18 protein-coding genes are annotated in these 18,012 nt (G+C 47.9%); 3 read left to right on the top strand and 15 right to left on the bottom strand.

The window, feature by feature from the left end; genetic code table 11:
- Positions 1-105: 105 nt before the first annotated feature.
- From RGU72_RS19935 to RGU72_RS19875, 13 genes are all read right to left on the bottom strand, one after another.
- The gene (locus RGU72_RS19935; protein WP_322121408.1) at positions 106-1,386 is read right to left on the bottom strand and encodes a multidrug effflux MFS transporter; all 1,281 of its coding nucleotides are present in this window, start codon (positions 1,384-1,386) and stop codon (positions 106-108) included.
- Between the two features lie 50 nt (positions 1,387-1,436).
- Positions 1,437-2,909: an NAD-dependent succinate-semialdehyde dehydrogenase gene (locus tag RGU72_RS19930; RefSeq protein WP_322121407.1), complete on the bottom strand. Its 1,473-nt coding sequence runs from the start codon at positions 2,907-2,909 to the stop codon at positions 1,437-1,439.
- A gap of 163 nt (positions 2,910-3,072) precedes the next feature.
- Entirely contained in the window at positions 3,073-4,284 is a 1,212-nt protein-coding gene (locus RGU72_RS19925) for a class I SAM-dependent RNA methyltransferase (protein WP_322121406.1), read from the bottom strand.
- A 155-nt stretch (positions 4,285-4,439) separates the two neighbouring features.
- Positions 4,440-5,042, bottom strand: a complete 603-nt coding sequence (locus tag RGU72_RS19920; RefSeq protein ID WP_322121405.1) for a 2-hydroxychromene-2-carboxylate isomerase — start codon at positions 5,040-5,042, stop codon at positions 4,440-4,442.
- A 30-nt stretch (positions 5,043-5,072) separates the two neighbouring features.
- Positions 5,073-5,495: a CopD family protein gene (locus RGU72_RS19915; protein ID WP_322121404.1), complete on the bottom strand. Its 423-nt coding sequence runs from the start codon at positions 5,493-5,495 to the stop codon at positions 5,073-5,075.
- 19 nt (positions 5,496-5,514) lie between these two features.
- Positions 5,515-6,780: a glutamate-5-semialdehyde dehydrogenase gene (locus tag RGU72_RS19910; RefSeq protein ID WP_322121403.1), complete on the bottom strand. Its 1,266-nt coding sequence runs from the start codon at positions 6,778-6,780 to the stop codon at positions 5,515-5,517.
- Between the two features lie 156 nt (positions 6,781-6,936).
- Positions 6,937-7,953 carry a DNA polymerase III subunit delta gene (gene holA / locus RGU72_RS19905; RefSeq protein ID WP_322121402.1) on the bottom strand — a complete coding sequence of 339 codons (1,017 nt, stop codon included), beginning with the start codon at positions 7,951-7,953 and terminating at the stop codon, positions 6,937-6,939.
- A gap of 3 nt (positions 7,954-7,956) precedes the next feature.
- The gene (lptE, locus tag RGU72_RS19900) at positions 7,957-8,517 is read right to left on the bottom strand and encodes an LPS assembly lipoprotein LptE (RefSeq protein WP_322121401.1); all 561 of its coding nucleotides are present in this window, start codon (positions 8,515-8,517) and stop codon (positions 7,957-7,959) included.
- A gap of 17 nt (positions 8,518-8,534) precedes the next feature.
- Positions 8,535-11,228 (bottom strand): leucine--tRNA ligase, encoded by a 2,694-nt coding sequence (gene leuS / locus RGU72_RS19895; protein WP_322121400.1) that lies wholly within the window; start codon positions 11,226-11,228, stop codon positions 8,535-8,537.
- A 92-nt stretch (positions 11,229-11,320) separates the two neighbouring features.
- The gene (locus tag RGU72_RS19890) at positions 11,321-11,770 is read right to left on the bottom strand and encodes a biopolymer transporter ExbD (RefSeq protein ID WP_322121399.1); all 450 of its coding nucleotides are present in this window, start codon (positions 11,768-11,770) and stop codon (positions 11,321-11,323) included.
- A 76-nt stretch (positions 11,771-11,846) separates the two neighbouring features.
- Positions 11,847-12,455, bottom strand: a complete 609-nt coding sequence (locus tag RGU72_RS19885; protein ID WP_322121398.1) for a MotA/TolQ/ExbB proton channel family protein — start codon at positions 12,453-12,455, stop codon at positions 11,847-11,849.
- 220 nt (positions 12,456-12,675) lie between these two features.
- A complete protein-coding gene (gene dapB / locus RGU72_RS19880) occupies positions 12,676-13,491 on the bottom strand; it encodes a 4-hydroxy-tetrahydrodipicolinate reductase (RefSeq protein WP_322121397.1) in 816 nt (271 codons plus the stop codon).
- Positions 13,492-13,504: 13 nt separating this feature from the next.
- Positions 13,505-14,110, bottom strand: a complete 606-nt coding sequence (locus RGU72_RS19875; protein ID WP_322121396.1) for an outer membrane protein assembly factor BamE — start codon at positions 14,108-14,110, stop codon at positions 13,505-13,507.
- 350 nt (positions 14,111-14,460) lie between these two features.
- On the opposite strand from RGU72_RS19875, the gene fur reads away from it, so the two are divergent.
- The gene (gene fur, locus RGU72_RS19870; RefSeq protein WP_322121395.1) at positions 14,461-14,898 is read left to right on the top strand and encodes a ferric iron uptake transcriptional regulator; all 438 of its coding nucleotides are present in this window, start codon (positions 14,461-14,463) and stop codon (positions 14,896-14,898) included.
- A 54-nt stretch (positions 14,899-14,952) separates the two neighbouring features.
- On the opposite strand, the gene RGU72_RS19865 is transcribed toward fur, so the two are convergent.
- Both RGU72_RS19865 and hrcA read right to left on the bottom strand, forming a co-directional pair.
- A complete protein-coding gene (locus RGU72_RS19865) occupies positions 14,953-15,372 on the bottom strand; it encodes a response regulator (RefSeq protein ID WP_322121394.1) in 420 nt (139 codons plus the stop codon).
- A gap of 39 nt (positions 15,373-15,411) precedes the next feature.
- Entirely contained in the window at positions 15,412-16,431 is a 1,020-nt protein-coding gene (hrcA, locus tag RGU72_RS19860; protein WP_322121393.1) for a heat-inducible transcriptional repressor HrcA, read from the bottom strand.
- A 449-nt stretch (positions 16,432-16,880) separates the two neighbouring features.
- Between hrcA and RGU72_RS19855 the strand changes: the two genes are divergently transcribed.
- Both RGU72_RS19855 and RGU72_RS19850 read left to right on the top strand, forming a co-directional pair.
- Positions 16,881-17,252, top strand: a complete 372-nt coding sequence (locus RGU72_RS19855; protein ID WP_322121392.1) for a metalloregulator ArsR/SmtB family transcription factor — start codon at positions 16,881-16,883, stop codon at positions 17,250-17,252.
- Positions 17,249-17,956 (top strand): MIP/aquaporin family protein, encoded by a 708-nt coding sequence (locus RGU72_RS19850; protein ID WP_322121391.1) that lies wholly within the window; start codon positions 17,249-17,251, stop codon positions 17,954-17,956. The genes RGU72_RS19855 and RGU72_RS19850 overlap by 4 nt, the downstream gene beginning before the upstream one ends.
- The last annotated feature ends 56 nt before the right edge of the window (positions 17,957-18,012 follow it).

Below are 18,012 nucleotides of genomic sequence, written 5' to 3'. Positions count from 1 at the left end.
TAACTTCGATTTGGTTCGCATTATAGTCAAAATTTCAAAATGCTGCAGAGCACCAACTAAGTAAGGCAATGTGTACTTATTTCAAGTCCGATAAATTAAATGTTTTTATCCCACGGTCTCCCATGCATTTTGCTTCTGATTTGTCATACTGCGCCAGTACAAACGCCCCGAGTACCAAGAGATCATTCCCAGAGATGCAAATACCAATTGCCCGATAGCCAAGGTCAGGCTGGAATGATCCAGTGCAGGCGCTACCATACCCGCCACTACTGCTCCAAGCATCGTAACAGCAGCAGACTGGCAAGAGGCCACTATCCCTCTGATTGTAGGAAATAAATCGAGGACAAGCAAGGTAGCGCCAGGAGCAACCAGCGACATACCAAAACAGTAGAAAAACAAGGGCATCACTGACCAGGGCAGCATAGCTGGCCAAATCGCGTGGTAAATCACGTTAAATAAAGAGGCTCCGATCAGGAAGCAAAAGCCGATATTGACTTGCTTCCAAACAGAAATTCTCCCTGCAAGGCGATTCGCCGCCAGTGCACCTAAAAATATGCCTGCGACTGAGGGAATAAATTGCCAGCCAAATTGATCTGGCCCCAGCTTTAAATGCTGAGTAATAAACGCTGGCGCGGCGGAAACATACAAAAAAAGGCCTGCAAAATTAAACGCAATCGTGCCGGCTTTAAGATGAAATAGCGGGGACTTAAACACCATCTTGTAACTTTTCCACAAAAACTCTGCACTGAAAGGCTGACGCTTTTCGATAGGCAAAGATTCTGGCAGCCGCTTGTAGCACGCCCAAAATAAAATCAGGGTATAGACAAAAAGTAAGAGGAAAATACTACGCCAGCTGAAATAGCTGACTATCCAACCGCCTAAAATAGGTGCAATTGCCGGAGCAATAGAAAAAATCATTGTTACCAGAGAAAGCAAGCGCTCAGCGGGAGCACCTGAGTACATGTCACGGATAATTGCGCGTCCAACCACCACACCAGCGCCCGCAGAAACACCCTGCAAAATCCTAAAGCCCCACAAATAATGAATCGTATGGACAGATGCACAGCCAAAGGAAGCTACGGCAAAAACAGCCAGCGACACCAAAATTACATTCCGGCGCCCGAACGCGTCCGACAAAGCGCCGTGCCATAGGGTCATGATGGAAAAAGACAGCATGTAGGCAGTCAACGTCTGCTGAACTTCAATTGGACTCGCCTGCAAACTCGACTGAATTGCCGGAAATGCGGGCAGATAAGTATCAATTGAAAATGGCCCCAACATTGCCAGCGCTGCGAGCAGCGTTGCGAGAGCGCCAGCGCTCACCACTTGCAAGTGAGAAGGCAGTGCTGCTGGCGGAGTCGCTTCTGGTGTAGGACTATTAGACATATTCAATCGCAATTAGCAGAATTTTATTCATCAGGATCATCAAGGGAAATTTAAATACCGCCCATGCACAAGTATTTCATCTCAAGATATTCATCCATTCCATAGCTAGAACCCTCGCGTCCCAGGCCAGATTGCTTAACCCCACCAAACGGCGCGACCTCATTCGAAATCAAACCAGTATTAATACCGACCATGCCATATTCCAGCTTTTCAGCAACGCGCCATACGCGACCAATATCACGGGAATAGAAATACGATGCCAGTCCAAAATCAGTATTGTTAGCCGCCGCAATCACCTCATCTTCGGTTGTAAACTTGATGACGGCAGCTACTGGGCCAAAGGTCTCCTCGACCATAATTTTCATCGTATTGGTAATGTTAGACAGTACCGTCGGCTCATAGAATAAAGCGCCGGCTGCATGTTTTTTACCACCAGCTAAAATCGTAGCGCCTTTCGCCAGCGCATCAGCAACGTGCTCTTCTACTTTGGCTACCGCCTGCTCATCAATCATCGGACCTTGGCTGATGCCTGACTCCATACCGTTACCGACCTGGATTTTCTTAGCGCCCGCAGCCAGTTTTGCAACGAAGGCGTCGTAAATCGACTCATGAGCATAGAAGCGGTTGGTACACACACAAGTTTGTCCGGCATTACGGAATTTTGATTGCAACGCACCTTCCACCGCCGCGTCCAGATCAGCATCATCAAATACGATAAATGGCGCATGCCCGCCCAATTCCAGAGCTAATTTTTTTACTGTCGGTGCGCATTGCTGCATCAAAATACGCCCTACTGGAGTTGATCCAGTAAAAGATAAATGCCGAACAACCGGGCTGTCGCACAATACTTTACCAACGGCAATAGAACGCTCTGAATCAGCGGTAACGATATTAATAATGCCTGCTGGCAGACCGGCTCTATGTGCCAACTCCGCCATTGCCAAGGCAGATAGCGGGGTTTGTTCCGCTGGCTTAATTACGATGCTGCAACCAGCCGCAATCGCGGGAGCGACTTTGCGCGTAATCATGGCAATCGGAAAGTTCCAAGGCGTGATTGATGCGCAAACGCCGATAGGCTGTTTTAACACCACCATGCGTTTGTCAGTCCAGGTCGATGCCATGACATCGCCAGTTACCCGCTTTGCTTCCTCGGCAAACCATTCGATAAAACTGGCGCCGTAAATTACTTCTCCTTTGGCTTCGGCTAAAGGTTTGCCTTGCTCAGCAGTCATTAACATCGCCAAATCATCGGCATTGGCAATCATCAGATCAAACCATTTACGCATTACCGCAGCGCGCTCTTTGCCGGTCTTGGCAGCCCAAGCTGGGAAAGCCGCTTGCGCAGCGTCAATTGCCGTTTGTGCGGCGCTAGCACTCAGGTTGGGAACGGTACCAATAATTGATTGATCCGCTGGATTATTGACTTCAAAATTATCACTAAAACTAAACCAGGCACCATTAATGTAAGCCTGATTACGCAATAAACTACTGTCTTTTAAATCGAGGGGGAAAGCGTTAGACATAGATTAATCTCCTGATGTGTTTTGTTTTAGATGAGACCAATCTAGATCTCGGCCGGATTATATAAAACAGCGTAAATTATGATTGATGACGCGACGTAGATGGCAAAGCATAAAGTAAAACGGGCGAACCTGCTGTGCAGCGTTCGCCCGTTTTTATGTGGAGTTAGGACAAGTTTTTAGGCTTGGCCTCTTCACGGCGGTTAAAGCCCGCCACCATATCGAACCGGAACAAGCGACATTCCAGGGCACCGTTGAAGAAAGGTGTCTTGCGCGACTCTTTTAAACGCAGCATCTTTGGCAAACCCAGATCAGCGGTGAACAAGAAAACACTCCAGCCAGCAAACCTTTGTTTTAACGTGCTGCTAAATGCACTGAAAAAATCGGTCGCCATCGCATCAGGCTCTACCGAACTATCACCGCGTAGGCCAATACGTTCGCCATAGGGCGGATTGGTCAGCAAAATACCTGGTACTTCAGTTGGCGCTTTGATCTCTTGCGCTTCAATTTGCTTCAACGGCACGTCAAAACGAATACCTGCCTTATTCAAATTATTACGCGTCATGCTGATCATGTCGCCGGAGATATCACTGCCGAAAATAGTCGGCTCTTCCGGCACGTGATTTGGCTTAACACTGTCCTTGATCGCTTGCCATTCGTCTTGCTTATAACCGGCAAACTTTTCAAACGCAAATTCACGACGCAAACCTGGCGGAATACCAGCAAGCATTTGTGCCGCCTCAATCAAAATAGTGCCCGAGCCACACATAGGATCAAACAGAGGCACGCCGGGTTTCCAGCCTGCAGTCCGCAACAAACCCGCTGCCAGGTTTTCACGCAAAGGGGCATCGCCTGTCTCTAAGCGCCAGCCGCGTTTAAACAAAGGCTCGCCTGATGTATCGAGATACAAAGTAAAGTTGCGTGCATCCACAAAACCGACGATGCGCATATCCGGATTTTTGGTATCAACCGAAGGACGCTGTGTAAATTGATCGCGGAAACGATCGCAGATCGCATCCTTAATTTTGAGGGTGGTAAATTCCAAACTTTTTAATGGCGATTTGACTGCGGTCACATCGACACGAATCGTGTGGTGGTAGCCAAACCAATCTTCCCATGGCTGCTCTAGGGTCAGATCATAAATATCGTTTTCGTTGAGATAGCCAGAATGCGCCATCCGTAATAACACACGCGAAGCAATGCGTGAATGCAAATTGATGCTATAGGCATCGCGCAATTCACCAGAGCAATGCACACCGCCGGGAACTTGCGTGTGGACATGCAAAGTTTTATCCAGCTGGGCAATTTCATTCAACTCTTCAGCGAGAGCGACTTCCAGGCCACGGGGGCAAGGGCAAAAATACGAGTAACGTGTCATGGGGAACCTTTTATCCAAGTTAATTTTTAAAGGCTAAAGCTCTTGCCTAGCCGGTATTTACATCTGCTTCTCAGCACTAAAACTAAGGTGAGTGCGTGCAGCATTCGCTCGCCTCATTACTTCATTCTATTGATCGTAATGCCAACTGCTAACCACTATTCCGGAAAAACGCGCTCCAAAAAATCTAAGCGATCTTGCCCCCAGTAGCTCTCGCCATTGAATACAAACCAAGGCACGCCGAATACATTGTTGGCGATTGCTTCATTAGTAAAGCGCTCATACTCAGATAACACGCTGGCGGTTTCTGACGATTTGATTAAAGCTTTACCGTCGAGCTCGCAATCAAGTGCTAACGCGGCCAAGGTATCCGTATCAGCAATATTTTTTTGTTCTGCCCAGACCGCTCGCATGATCGCACCAGTCAGTTTGAGTGCGGTCTCAGTCCCGTGTGCCAATTGCGCTGCAATAATCAAGTGTGCAGAAGAATCGCCTGCGACCGGAAAAAAGGTCGGCTGCAAATTCATCGGCAAATCCAGATGCGTACTCCAGCGCTGCATTTCTGTCAGACGATAGGCTTGTCTTTGTGCTGCACGTTTAGCTAAAGGCAAACCACCCGAAGTGGCGAACACTTTGCTTAAATCAATCGGTTTAAGATCAATCCGGATTGCATGTTTTTTTGCCAGATCAACAAAGCGCTGATGCCCCAAATACGCCCAAGGAGACTGCGGTGCAAAATAGTATTCACAAACTCTGTTCATCAATATTTCCTTGAGAATTTAACGAGCGGACTAAAACGGCTTCACTACCACCAACACCACAACAGCTAATAACAAAACGACTGGCACTTCATTAAACCAGCGAAACCAAGTATGCGCGCGTTTATTGTTGCCTTGTTCAAACTTTTTCAGAATACTGCCACAGGCATGGTGATAGCCAATCAGCAACACCACAATAAAAAGCTTGGCATGCATCCAACCGCTGCCGGGACCACGCCCGATACCTGTGGCAATCCAGTACCACAACCCAAAACCTATCGCTGGAATGGCCAGTATGGTCATAAACCGGTACAGCTTGCGGGCCATCAGCAGCAGTCGCTCGGTCGTAACCGGCTGATTCTCCATCGCCAGATTGACGAAAATCCTCGGCAAATAAAATAAGCCTGCAAACCAGGACGTCACGAAAACGATATGTAGTGCTTTAATCCAGAGCATGCATTTCTCCTGTTACTTATTATTGACGAACTTCGCCGTTACCAAATACCACATACTTAAGTGAAGTCAGACCTTCTAATCCAACTGGTCCACGTGCATGTAGTTTATCGTTAGAGATGCCGATTTCTGCACCTAAGCCATATTCAAAGCCATCTGCAAAACGGGTCGATGCATTGACCATGACCGAGGCTGAATCAACTTCACGCAGAAAGCGTATGGCGCGCGTGTAATCTTCCGTCACGATGGACTCAGTGTGTTGCGATGAATAGTGATTGATGTGTTCAATCGCCTCATCCATATCTTTGACTACTTTAACAGCAAGAATCGCTGCCAGATATTCTGTGCTCCAGTCCTCTTCATTCGCAGCCGCCAAATGAGGATAGTCGCTGAGTATTGCTGCGGCAGCAGGGTCGCAACGTAATTCGACTTGTTTGCTGGCGTAGAGTTTGGCTAAGGCGGGCAATACCTGCGCTGCAATAGCTTGCGCCACCAATAAGGTTTCCATCGTATTGCAGGTGCCATAGCGATGACATTTAGCGTTGAACGCAATATCCAGCGCCTTTTGCATATCTGCTTTATCGTCGATATACACATGGCAAATGCCGTCCAGATGTTTGATCATTGGCACTTTGGATTCACGCATTAAGCGCTCGATCAAACCTTTGCCACCGCGCGGGACGATAACATCAACATAATCTGGCATGGTGATCAGCTCGCCCACCGCAGCACGGTCGATAGTCTCAACTACCTGAACGGCGTCGGATGGCAAACCAGCACCGGCTAAACCTTCTTTGACCAATTGTGCAAGTGCCTGATTGCAGTGAATTGCCTCAGAACCGCCGCGCAAAATTGTGGCATTACCACTTTTAATGCATAAGCCTGCCGCGTCGACTGTAACGTTTGGTCTGGCTTCATAAATAATACCAATCACGCCCAACGGCACGCGCATCTGACCAACCTGAATCCCAGTCGGGCGGAATTTCATATTCGAGATTTCGCCTATCGGGTCTGACAGACTGACGATTTGCTCCAGTCCCTCCGCCATGCTGGCGATGGCTTTGTCGGATAAGGTCAGACGATCTAGCATCGCCGCTTCCATCCCATTTGTGCGGGCGGCAGCAAGATCTAACTCATTGGCTCCGCGCAAAATCGCTGCGTCGCGCCGGATCGCCGCGGCAATCAATAACAACGCCTGATTCTTTGCAGCCGTATTTGCTTTTGCCATGGCGCGCGACGCTTTACGAGCGCGTATGCCAAGGTCTTTCATGTAGGTTTTGATATCCATATCAGTTCTTTTAATTCGGTCTGTCTATGTCTGCTTGCGCTTTAAAAGTGAGTTAAGAGAAGATATATACTACCCACTGTATATTTTAACGTCCAGATATTGTCTGGAAGTTAATGCCATTTATTAGACATACTCCCCTGTTTTTACGTATTTATCCTATGCGCGGGCAACACGTAGACCTAATTGCAGCAAGGCATCCCAGGCGTCACCGGCAAATGCCTTGGCGCGTAAACCTTTGACCATCTTATCGACTTGCGCTGCCTCTTGCAGTGCCGCCTCTAAGGTCGCCAAACTCACCCGGCGTAGCGCAGGCTCCATCAATTTTTCACGCGCGCCCCAGATACGAAATTCCTTCAGCAGCATGCCAAGCGACTTGCCTTGTGCCATACCAGACTTGATTTTAAGCAAAGTCCGGATCTCTTCGGCAACTGCCCATAGTACCAGCGGCAAGGCCTCGCCCTCGCCCTTCAGACCTTCTAGCATGCGCACCAGTCTGGCGGCGTTGCCAGCCAACATGGCTTCGTTGACTTTAAACACATCGTAGCGCGCGACGTTTAAAACAGCGTCGTGTATTTGCTCAAAACTAAGTTTGCCTTGGGGGTGCAACAAAGCGAGTTTTTGAATCTCTTGATGTGCGGCGAGCAAGTTACCTTCTACTCTGTCCGCGATAAAGTCCAGACTAAGCCGATCAGCGCTTTGCCCTTGTGCAGATAAACGCAAGGAGATCCAATTAGGCAGTTGTGCCCGTTCCACCATCGGGATGTCGATATACACCGCCGCCTGCTGCAAGCTCGTCACCCAGGCAGCCTTTTGCGTCGCCCAGTCGAGTTTTGGCAAGGTAATCAGGGTCAGATTATCGGGAGATAGATGCTTGACATATTCTTGTAGTGCAGCGCCGCCGTCTTTGCCTGGCTTGCCGGTGGGTATGCGCAAATCAATCAGCTTTTTATCGCCGAACAAGGATTGTGATTGATTCACTGACAGCAGAGCGCCCCATTTAAAACTACGCTCTACAGTTAAAATTTCTCTTTCCAGAAATCCTTGTGTTTTAGCGACACGACGGATTTTGTCCGCGGTTTCTAATGCCAACAAATGCTCGTCACTGGTGATGACGTACAAAGACGCCAGTGATTTAGTCAGGTGAGCATCGATTGCATCAAAGCGCAATTGCATACGCTATTCCATCTTCAGTACAGCTAGGCGACGCATGATTTGCTGCACCAGATCGCTTTGCATATCACGGTATAACAGAGCTTCTTCAGACTCTTTCGCCAAGACTGCAGATTCGTTGAACGTGATATTGCGCTTGAGTGGGATGCTGGTTGGCTCTAACAACTCTTTACCAGCCTTGTCGCGCACACGGAATTTAAATGTGTACAACAAATTGTATTCACGTGCACGACCTTGGCTATTTAAAGACAAGATCACTTTCTCGCGTGTTTCTGCCAAAACTTCTAATGCCACATCGGCGCTTCTGACATCGTTAAAAATCACGGTATTGCCATTGGCCCGAATATTCCGCCGCAACTCACCACCAAGCGGTGAGGTATCTGGCAAGCTAATATAAATACTAGAGAACGGAAAAGTCACCGGACCACGCAACGCAAAGCCGCAGGCGGACAAAATTACAGCAACTGACGCGATGCTGAAAAAGGTTAGCAATTTCCGCATCCAATCAGACCTTGTTGTAGAGTCTTTCTCATTACGCATATCGCCCGCTTTCGAATTAACGATCATAAAATTACCCGTCTATATTAAGGAACGATATTGACTAATTTACCCGGTACGATAATGATCTTTTTCGGCGTACCCTCAACAAAACGTTGCACACTCTCATTCGCCAAGGCTAAAGCTTCTATCGTCGCTTTATCCGCATCTTTGGCTACCGTGATACTACCGCGTAGCTTGCCGTTGACCTGGATCATCATTTCGATTTCTGTTTGTACCAAAGCCGCTTCGTCGACTTGGGGCCAAGGGGTATTGAGAATATCGGTGAAAGAAGCGGCATAACCCAACTCTTCCCACAAGACATGGGTCAAGTGCGGGCATGCCGGATATAAAACACGCAACAAGACACCAAAGGCTTCACTCAAAACCGCTGCATGACCAGCACCTTCTTGCTTAAAGGCTTCGATCGTATTCAATAATTTCATCGCGCCGGACACGACCGTGTTGTATTGCATACGTTCGTAGTCATAGCTTACCTGGCGCAAAATCATATGTACTTCGCGGCGTAGCGCTTTGCTGTCGGCACATAAGTTCGAACTTAAGTCAGTACTTAAGTCAGTACTGACTGAACTTGCAGGGCGCAATAACTCAGCATTTTTAAAACCGAAAGTCCAGACCCGGCGCAAGAAGCGATGCGCACCCTCAACACCAGAGTCGTTCCACTCCAAAGTCTGCTCAGGTGGCGAGGCAAACATCACAAACAAACGTGCTGTATCTGCACCGTATTGATTAATGAGTTCTTGCGGATCGACACCATTACTCTTGGATTTAGACATGGTAGTCATCTCGTATTCGAGTGCTGACCCATCCGACTTCAAGGTTCCGCCGGTGATCTGACCTTGCTCATTGGTGATGACGTTGACTTCTTCTTCCCAGAAATAATTCTTGCCTGCGCCTTCCGGTTTTTGGAAAAACGCGCCCTTCAAGACCATGCCTTGCGTCAGCAATTTGGCGAACGGTTCGTGCGCATCGATCAACTTCAGATCACGCATGACCTTGGTCCAGAAGCGCGCATACAGCAAATGCAAAATCGCATGTTCGATACCGCCGATGTATTGATCCATCGGCATCCAGTATTTACTACCTTCCGCAACCATGGCCTGGTCGTTACTCGCGTCGCAATAACGCATGAAATACCAGGAACTATCAACGAAGGTATCCATGGTGTCCGTTTCTCGTTTAGCTGGCTTGCCGCAACTTGGGCAATCAACATGCAAAAAATCTAAGCGTTTATTTAGCGGATTGCCTGAGCCATCAGGAATGCAATCTTCTGGTAACACAACGGGTAAATCTTTTTCCGGCACTGGCACCACACCACAAGCATCGCAATGGATAATAGGGATAGGCGTGCCCCAATAACGCTGGCGGCTGATGCCCCAATCGCGCAAACGCCAGGTAGTTTTCTTTTCGCCTAATTCTTTGGCTGACATTAATTCGGCGACCTTGCTGACCGCCTGTCTACAGGTCAATCCATTTAGGTCAACGTTAGAGTCTCCGCTATTAATGGTCAAGCCACGTTGCTTGTCGCCATACCATTCTGCCCATGCATCGGTGGAGTAGGTTTCACCTTCTACAGCGACTACTTGTTTAATCGGCAGATTATATTTTTTCGCAAAAATAAAGTCCCGCTCGTCATGCGCAGGCACGCCCATGACCGCGCCATCGCCGTAACTCATCAACACATAGTTACCGACCCAAACTTCAACTTGCGCGCCTGTCAACGGATGCGTGACGAACAGTCCCGTTGGCTGCCCTTCTTTTTCACGCACTGCAACTTCTGCTTCGGTCGTACCGCCTTTTTTGCATTCTTCGATGAAGGCAGCGAGTCCCGGATTACTGGCAGCAGCATGAATTGCCAACGGATGTTCCGGTGCCACCGCACAAAAGGTCACGCCCATGATGGTATCGGCACGGGTCGTAAACACGTACATCTTGCCGTCCTGAATCAATGCGCCGGTGGCGTCCTTGATGTCATGTGTGAAGGCAAAACGTACACCTTCGGATTTACCTATCCAGTTTTCCTGCATCAGGCGCACGCGCTCTGGCCAGCCGGACAGGTAATTCGGATCTTCCGGATTGGCGACTGCAGACAGCAATTCTTCCGCGTAGTCGGTGATGTTCAGGTAGTAGCCTGGAATTTCGCGCTTCTCGACCAGAGCACCGGAGCGCCAGCCGCGCCCGTCGATCACCTGCTCATTTGCAAGCACGGTCTGGTCAATCGGATCCCAGTTCACTACTTGCGTACGGCGTTCGCAAATGCCAGCTTCCAGCATTTTCAGGAACAACCATTGATTCCATTTGTAATATTCAGGCGAGCAAGTCGCTACTTCGCGTGACCAGTCAATCGCCAGACCCATAGCTTGCATCTGGGTCTTCATATAGGCGATATTATCGTAAGTCCATTTGGCAGGCGGCACCTTGTTTTTGATTGCAGCGTTCTCTGCCGGCAAACCAAAAGCATCCCAGCCCATCGGCATCAGAACGTTGTAACCATTCATGCGCAATTGACGCGCCAGCATGTCGTTGATCGTGTAATTGCGCACGTGCCCCATGTGCAATTTACCTGATGGATAAGGCAGCATAGAACAAGCGTAGTACTTCCCTTTTGGGAAGCGTGGATCGTTCTCCACCGCTTTGTAAGCGTCTATTTTTTTCCAATGGGATTGCGCAGATTGCTCAATGTCGGCTGGTTTATAAACTGAGCTGTATTTTTCTTGCATGGCGGGCTATATTTTCTAAATGCGAGGGGATCTTTTGAACCTTTGATTATAACTGGTTCAGGTGGCATCCTGATTAAGGATAACGCTGTAGATTACTTTTGATCGAGTGGTTGGCCTGGCTGCTCAGTCACAAAACCAATTTTACCCAAACCTTGTTCTTGGGCTGCCGCCATCACTTGGGCAATGATCTCGTAGCGAGTTGCTTTATCGGCACGCAATTGCAATTCTGGCTGCGGTAATTTTTGTGCTGCTTTTGCTAATTTTACGTTTAAATCTTTAAAAGTAATGACCTGTTTATCCCAATATAAAACGCCTTTAGAGTCAAATGAGATGGTGATGTTGTTTGGCAATTGGGGGGCCGTATTTGATTTTGCAATAGGTAATTCAAGCTTGATAGCTTGTGTCATCAAAGGGGCGGTAATGATAAAAATTACCAGCAATACCAACATGACATCCACCATCGGTGTGACGTTGATATCGGCCATAGCAGCCGGTGTTTTTGCTGCCGAGTCACTTGCCTGATTGAATTTACCGAAGGCCATAATGCGTTGAGATTTTTATTTACTACGTTGGCAAGCTTGTGGTTAGTTTATTGCTGACGTTAGCCGAGTTACGCTCTTATCCGCGCGGACTAAGGTGTGCATGCAGATCATGCGCAAAAGCATCTAGCTCTGCCATGGTAATACGGTTCATACGGTTAAAAGCGTTATAGGCCAATACCGCAGGAATCGCCACCATCAAACCTAATGCCGTCATGATTAATGCCTCGCCGACCGGACCAGCTACTTGCGCGATCTGCACGGCACCATTATTTGCAATCGTCGTCAGCGCATGAAAAATACCCCACACCGTGCCGAGCAAACCGACAAAAGGTGCAGTCGCTCCGATGGAGGCCAAAATACTTAAGCCAGATTCCAGTTTGACCGTAACACGGTTTAATTCTTGCCGCAAAACCCGGGTAAGAATGTCGCTTAAAGCAGAATTAGTATTAAGTCCTGCGCTAGCGCGTGCTGGTTCTGTAGAGAGTTTTAGGTCCGCAGCCGCCATACTTCTTCTCGCCAGAGAAGCATAAATGTCTTCGCTATCAGCATGACTGATCAGGCTAAGCGCATCATTGATATTTGGCGCTTTCCAAAAAGACTCAACAACTGGCGCGGTTTTGCGAACGCGCCAAAACGACCAGGTTTTATAAAAAATAATGAACCAGCTGACGAGGGACATCGCCATCAAAAAATAAGCTACTGCGTGGCTTATTTCATCAACTTGGGACCAGTAATCAAAAATCATAGGACTCGTTAAAAAGATCGTCGGTTAATAAATTAAATAGTCTCTGTGTTTCCAAAATAGAACTTACGCAAAATTGTCCCGGAAACGCATCGCGACGAAGACAGTACTTTAATACGGCTAGTCGCTGCAACGCGGCTGGCGCGGTTTTGCGTAACTCCTACTAAGCTACTGAATTCAAACCCAGCACATCAAACATATCGTACAAACCAGTTTTCTTATCCGCCAAAAACCGTGCTGCGCGCAAACTGCCGTGGGCATAATTAATCCTGCTAGACGATTTATGGCTGATTTCTACCCGCTCACCAATCCCTGCGAACATCACTGTATGGTCGCCGACAATATCGCCGCCACGAATGGTGGCAAAGCCGATCGAAGAAGGGTCACGTTCGCCGGTGACACCTTCTCGTGCGAACACGCCGACTTCGTTCAAATCACGACCTAGTGTACTTGCGATGACTTCGCCCATTTTTAATGCGGTACCGGAGGGCGCATCAACTTTATGACGGTGGTGCGCTTCGATAATTTCTATATCGTAGCCCTGCGCAAAATTCTTGGCTGCCATTTCTAACAACTTCAACGTCACATTCACGCCGACACTCATGTTCGGCGCAAATACAATCGCCGTTTTTTGCGCTGCAGCGGCAATCGCTGCTTTACCTTCATCATCAAAACCCGTCGTACCAATAACCATTTTAATGCCATGTTCCGCGCAGTAAGCCAGATGCGTTAAGGTGCCTTCAGTACGGGTAAAGTCGATCAGACAATCAGCATCTGCCAAAGCCGTCGACAAATCAGACTCAATTAAAACGCCAACTGGCTTGCCTAAACTGGCACCGGCATCAGCCCCCAAAGCAGGCGATCCAGGCAAATCCAGTGCGCCGACCAGTGCAACATCATCTGCCGCAGTGATGGTCTCGATCAACATTTTACCCATGCGACCAGATGCACCGGTCACGGCGATTTTTAATACTGTCATCGGAATACCTTGATTATTTTTTCTTATCTTTATCCGTCGTCAGGATAGAAGATTCAGCTCTCACACCAATTGCAGAAGTCGTAATATTGGCTAAGTAGTCTTTTTCGTTGGGCAAATTACCACCCTCAAAACGTTGCACAGTATTGTTCTTAAAAAATACCGCCACGCGGCTGGTGAGTAATTCGCCGTTCGGCTTTAATAAACGGAACGGGTAGTCCCAGCGGTCTTCGTGGAACATATCGGTCAATAATGCCGTACCCAGCAAAAACCGGACTTGCTCACGGGTCATGCCTTCTTTAAGTTGCGATACCATTTCTTGCGAGACAAAGTTACCTTGCTGAATCGTAATCCGGTAAGGCGAGATGTAACCTAAAAATTTGGATACGCCTGTTGGCGTCGTTTTTTGTGCGCCATCAGCAGAATTGAGTTTGGCGCCGTCTTTGTTACCAGCATCCGTCACTGCGGAGTCAGTGGAACTAGGGAGCTTGGTCACTGGCGGTGTATCCACCATAGGATTGAGCATAGCGCAGCCAGAGACACCAACTACACCAAACGCCAAAGCGAGAGCAGTCAAACCTTGCGCGGTACCTCGGGATACTTCAGAAAACAACAATCGCATAAATAACCTCAATGTGATGTGCAACGGTGTACAGTTTGCAAAAAATAATTAATTCAAACAGCTTATATCAATCTTACTTACTAATTTATTACGTTTAACTTTGGCGTTACTTGGGTAGTAACTTAGGTGGCAACTTAAGTGAGAGCCTACACAAAGAACACAAATACAGCGCGAAAGAATCTTAGAATAAAGCAGCATAATGAAATCACTCACTGATGCAAGCTTGATATACGTCGATTAAAACCCCAAAAAACCACCCTGAAATTACGCCGGGATTATGCTGAGATTCGCTTTGAGTTAAGCTCTAAACCCGATATCATAAAGCAGATACACTCTTTTTGACCGAAAACATGACGAATACCACTCCCAATCTCAAATCCAGCGGCCTGAAAGCGACTTTGCCAAGGCTGAAAATTTTAGAAATTTTCCAAAGTAGCCCAGTTCGCCATCTGACAGCGGAAGATGTTTATAAAATTCTGCTGAATGAAAATATGGATGTCGGTTTAGCGACGGTATATCGGGTTTTAACCCAGTTCGAACAAGCCGGATTGTTAAATCGTAATCATTTTGAAACCGGCAAAGCCATCTTTGAACTAAACGAAGGTTCGCATCACGACCATTTGGTCTGTTTGGACTGCGGTTTGGTAGAAGAGTTCTATGACGAGCAAATTGAGAAGCAACAACATGCCGTTGCACTGGAGCGTGGCTTTACTATTGCTGAACATTCGCTAGCGATGTATGGTCATTGCACCAAACAAAATTGCGAACACAGAAATCGCAAATCATAAAAAATGAGAACACAAGTATCAGCTTCTACTGATATTTACTGATCAAATTCGTACTCAAACGTCGCTACTGGTATTTTCGCTGCTAGCATTTTGCTTACGAATTTTTTCTACTACCCCTGCCACTGCATCAATCACTCGCTGTGAATTAAAAGGTTTTACGATATAGCCGTGAATACCGGCTTTAACAGCCTCCGTCACCGTGGCTTGATCTTTATTCGCAGTCACCATCAAAATCATCGCATTTGGCAATGCTTCCTTCATTTTTGGCAATATTTCTAAGCCGCCGATTTTAGGCATAACTACATCCAATAGAATAATTTGCGGATTGAGTTTGATCGCCATTTCCAAACCCGACCCACCATCAGAAGCATCGCCAACGACGTTATAACCCTCGCTGCGCAGTACTACCCGTAAAACCTCACGAGTCATATCATTGTCGTCAACAATTAAAACAGAGATATTTTTGTTGTTCATAACAACCTCATTATTTGGAATTTGGATACTGGATATCGGCTATTGACTTAGCGCATTTGAGAGTAGCTTTGCAGTGATATCAACAATAGGAATAACACGTTCATAAGCCATACGAGTTGGCCCTATCACCCCAAGCGTGCCGACAATTTTACCGTTCACGCCATAAGGCGCAGTGACAATACTCATTTCATCCATCGGTACGAGTTGCGATTCGCCTCCGATAAAAATTTGTACCCCGGTCGCTTTACTAGACACGTCCAGCAATTGCATCAGTCCGGTTTTTTGCTCGAACATATCAAATAACTTACGCAAAGAAGTCATATTATTCGACAAGTCCTGCACATTGAGCAAATTGCGCTCGCCCGAAATCACCACCTCGTCCGACTGATCTGACATCGCATCACTGCCCGCTTCGACCGCCGCTTGCATCAGGCGCGTCATATCGTTTTGCAATTGGCGTAATTCAGTGTTGATACGTAAGCGAGCGTCTTCAAAACTCAATCCACCAAAATTTTGATTCAGATAATTCGCGGCCTGCACCAATTGCGAGGAGTTGTAATCAACATCGGTCAGCAGCAAGCGGTTATGCACTTCGCCATTGGGCGCGACCACGACCAGCAAAATCCGCTTTTCAGATAAGCGTAAAAACTCGACTTGCTGGAATGTTGATTCATGCCGCGGGGTCATGACTACACCTGCAAATTGCGATAGCGACGACAACACCTGAGCCGCGTTAGAAATAATTTTTTGTGGGGAATTAGAAAACACGCTCGCTTGCATACGCGACTCCAGCGCAGTGCCATCAAATTCCTGCACGGTCAGTAGTTTGTCCACAAACACGCGGTACCCGCGCGGGGTCGGAATCCGTCCCGCCGACGTATGCGGGCTGGCGACAAAGCCCATTTCTTCCAGATCTGCCATCACATTACGAATGGTGGCAGGAGACAACTCCAATCCAGAAATTTTTGAGAGCGCCCGCGAACCCACCGGCTGACCATCAGCGATGTAGCGTTCTACCAGAGCTTTAAGTAATGTTTGTGCGCGAATATCGAGTTGCATGTTTGTATTCTATGCGAGCGTTGTAATCAATGACATAGAAATATAAACCCATATTCGCTTGCAATGAAGCAAGACGCTTATTATTTGGTGCTTTTAATGCAATTCTCAAATTTTCCCTCGCTGCATCTTCATAATATCTGTTTACTTTGATATTTCAATTAATATAGAATTATCGAAATTAAATAGAAAATTAAACCCAGATTTTCCATTGGAACAGCGACAAGTGTGTCTTTGGCGGACTGACTGGCTAGACGCGACGACGACGCAAGCTGCATCTTGCCAGGAGGGGCAACAACGCCAGGCAGTTCGCCAAAGGTGCAATTGTCGCTGTAGCGCTCCCACTCAAATCGCGGTGGTGTTATCCCTCTGAAGACTACACGCCGTCTGCGTTTTTTGCGAAGTGGTAGCGGTCTAATGGAAAATCTGGGTTAAAACAAGGGGAATTAAATATGGAAACGAAACAAGCTGTTAGCGCCCTCGCCGCGATTGCCCAAGATTCCCGCCTGGCGATCTTCCGCTTGCTAGTCCAAAGTGGCCCCAGCGGCGTCATCGCCAGCAAAATCAGCGAACTCCTTGGCATTGCGCCATCGTCTTTATCCTTTCATCTAAAAGAGCTGATGCATGCCGGTTTGATCACGGTGCAACAAGATGGGCGATTTATGATTTACGCCGCCAATTTTACGGTGATGAATGATCTGATCAGCTTTTTGACGGAAAACTGCTGTGGCGGAAATCCTTGCTCTCCAAATGCGACCTGCGCACCGATGGATCAGCAAGTCACCGAGCGAGAGAATAATCGCGGCAGTACTGCAAACCTATGACCCAAATCTCCGCTAATAATCGGATCAAAGCGAACTTATCCCGACGTCTGGTCGCCGAAGGTCTGGGTACGGCGTTTTTGCTCGCGATTGTGATCGGCTCTGGCATCATGGCCGAACGCTTGTCCGCTGGTAATGTTGCAATCGCTCTGCTGGCGAATGCGATAGCGACCGGGGCTGGTTTAGTTGCCTTGATTTTGATGTTTGGCGCGGTATCGGGTGCGCATTTTAATCCGGTAGTCAGCCTATCCGAAGCATGGCAAAAAAATTTGCCCTCATCAGAATTGTTAGCTTATATCGCCGTTCAAATTGTGGGGGCATTTGCGGGTGTGGCAGCTGCACATTACATGTTTGATGATCCATTATTTTTTGCATCAACACATGTACGAACTGGCGCTGGCCAGTGGTGGAGTGAGTTTGTTGCGACCTTTGGTTTGATTGCCACCATCATCGGCTGCTCGCGCAGCAAGCCTAATACAACGCCATTTGCCGTTGCCGCTTACATCACAGCAGCGTATTGGTTCACCTCCTCGACCTCGTTTGCCAATCCGGCAGTGACCCTGGCGCGTGCCGCGAGCAATACCTTTGCAGGAATCAGACCGGCAGATACGCCGGGCTTTATCGCTGCTCAGTTGCTGGGGGCGGCCGCTGCAACGCTGCTATTTTGCTGGCTTTATCCAGCACCGCTGTCAGAAGTAAAAGCATAGCAAGCAAGCTTGCGCCCAACGATTTTGCTTAAATCATTCCGGCTACTCGCAATATT

This window comes from Undibacterium sp. 5I1, assembly GCF_034314085.1.
Classification (GTDB): domain Bacteria; phylum Pseudomonadota; class Gammaproteobacteria; order Burkholderiales; family Burkholderiaceae_D; genus Undibacterium.
This window is presented reverse-complemented; position numbering and strand designations above follow the sequence as displayed.

Excerpts from the sequence above, each read along its gene's own strand:
- RGU72_RS19935 (WP_322121408.1), bottom strand. The coding sequence starts at position 1,386 with ATGTCTAATAGTCCTACACCAGAAGCGACTCCGCCAGCAGCACTGCCT.
- RGU72_RS19930 (WP_322121407.1), bottom strand. The coding sequence starts at position 2,909 with ATGTCTAACGCTTTCCCCCTCGATTTAAAAGACAGTAGTTTATTGCGT.
- RGU72_RS19925 (WP_322121406.1), bottom strand. The coding sequence starts at position 4,284 with ATGACACGTTACTCGTATTTTTGCCCTTGCCCCCGTGGCCTGGAAGTC.
- RGU72_RS19920 (WP_322121405.1), bottom strand. The coding sequence starts at position 5,042 with ATGAACAGAGTTTGTGAATACTATTTTGCACCGCAGTCTCCTTGGGCG.
- RGU72_RS19915 (WP_322121404.1), bottom strand. The coding sequence starts at position 5,495 with ATGCTCTGGATTAAAGCACTACATATCGTTTTCGTGACGTCCTGGTTT.
- RGU72_RS19910 (WP_322121403.1), bottom strand. The coding sequence starts at position 6,780 with ATGGATATCAAAACCTACATGAAAGACCTTGGCATACGCGCTCGTAAA.
- holA (WP_322121402.1), bottom strand. The coding sequence starts at position 7,953 with ATGCAATTGCGCTTTGATGCAATCGATGCTCACCTGACTAAATCACTG.
- lptE (WP_322121401.1), bottom strand. The coding sequence starts at position 8,517 with ATGATCGTTAATTCGAAAGCGGGCGATATGCGTAATGAGAAAGACTCT.
- leuS (WP_322121400.1), bottom strand. The coding sequence starts at position 11,228 with ATGCAAGAAAAATACAGCTCAGTTTATAAACCAGCCGACATTGAGCAA.
- RGU72_RS19890 (WP_322121399.1), bottom strand. The coding sequence starts at position 11,770 with ATGGCCTTCGGTAAATTCAATCAGGCAAGTGACTCGGCAGCAAAAACA.
- RGU72_RS19885 (WP_322121398.1), bottom strand. The coding sequence starts at position 12,455 with ATGGCGATGTCCCTCGTCAGCTGGTTCATTATTTTTTATAAAACCTGG.
- dapB (WP_322121397.1), bottom strand. The coding sequence starts at position 13,491 with ATGACAGTATTAAAAATCGCCGTGACCGGTGCATCTGGTCGCATGGGT.
- RGU72_RS19875 (WP_322121396.1), bottom strand. The coding sequence starts at position 14,110 with ATGCGATTGTTGTTTTCTGAAGTATCCCGAGGTACCGCGCAAGGTTTG.
- fur (WP_322121395.1), top strand. The coding sequence starts at position 14,461 with ATGACGAATACCACTCCCAATCTCAAATCCAGCGGCCTGAAAGCGACT.
- RGU72_RS19865 (WP_322121394.1), bottom strand. The coding sequence starts at position 15,372 with ATGAACAACAAAAATATCTCTGTTTTAATTGTTGACGACAATGATATG.
- hrcA (WP_322121393.1), bottom strand. The coding sequence starts at position 16,431 with ATGCAACTCGATATTCGCGCACAAACATTACTTAAAGCTCTGGTAGAA.
- RGU72_RS19855 (WP_322121392.1), top strand. The coding sequence starts at position 16,881 with ATGGAAACGAAACAAGCTGTTAGCGCCCTCGCCGCGATTGCCCAAGAT.
- RGU72_RS19850 (WP_322121391.1), top strand. The coding sequence starts at position 17,249 with ATGACCCAAATCTCCGCTAATAATCGGATCAAAGCGAACTTATCCCGA.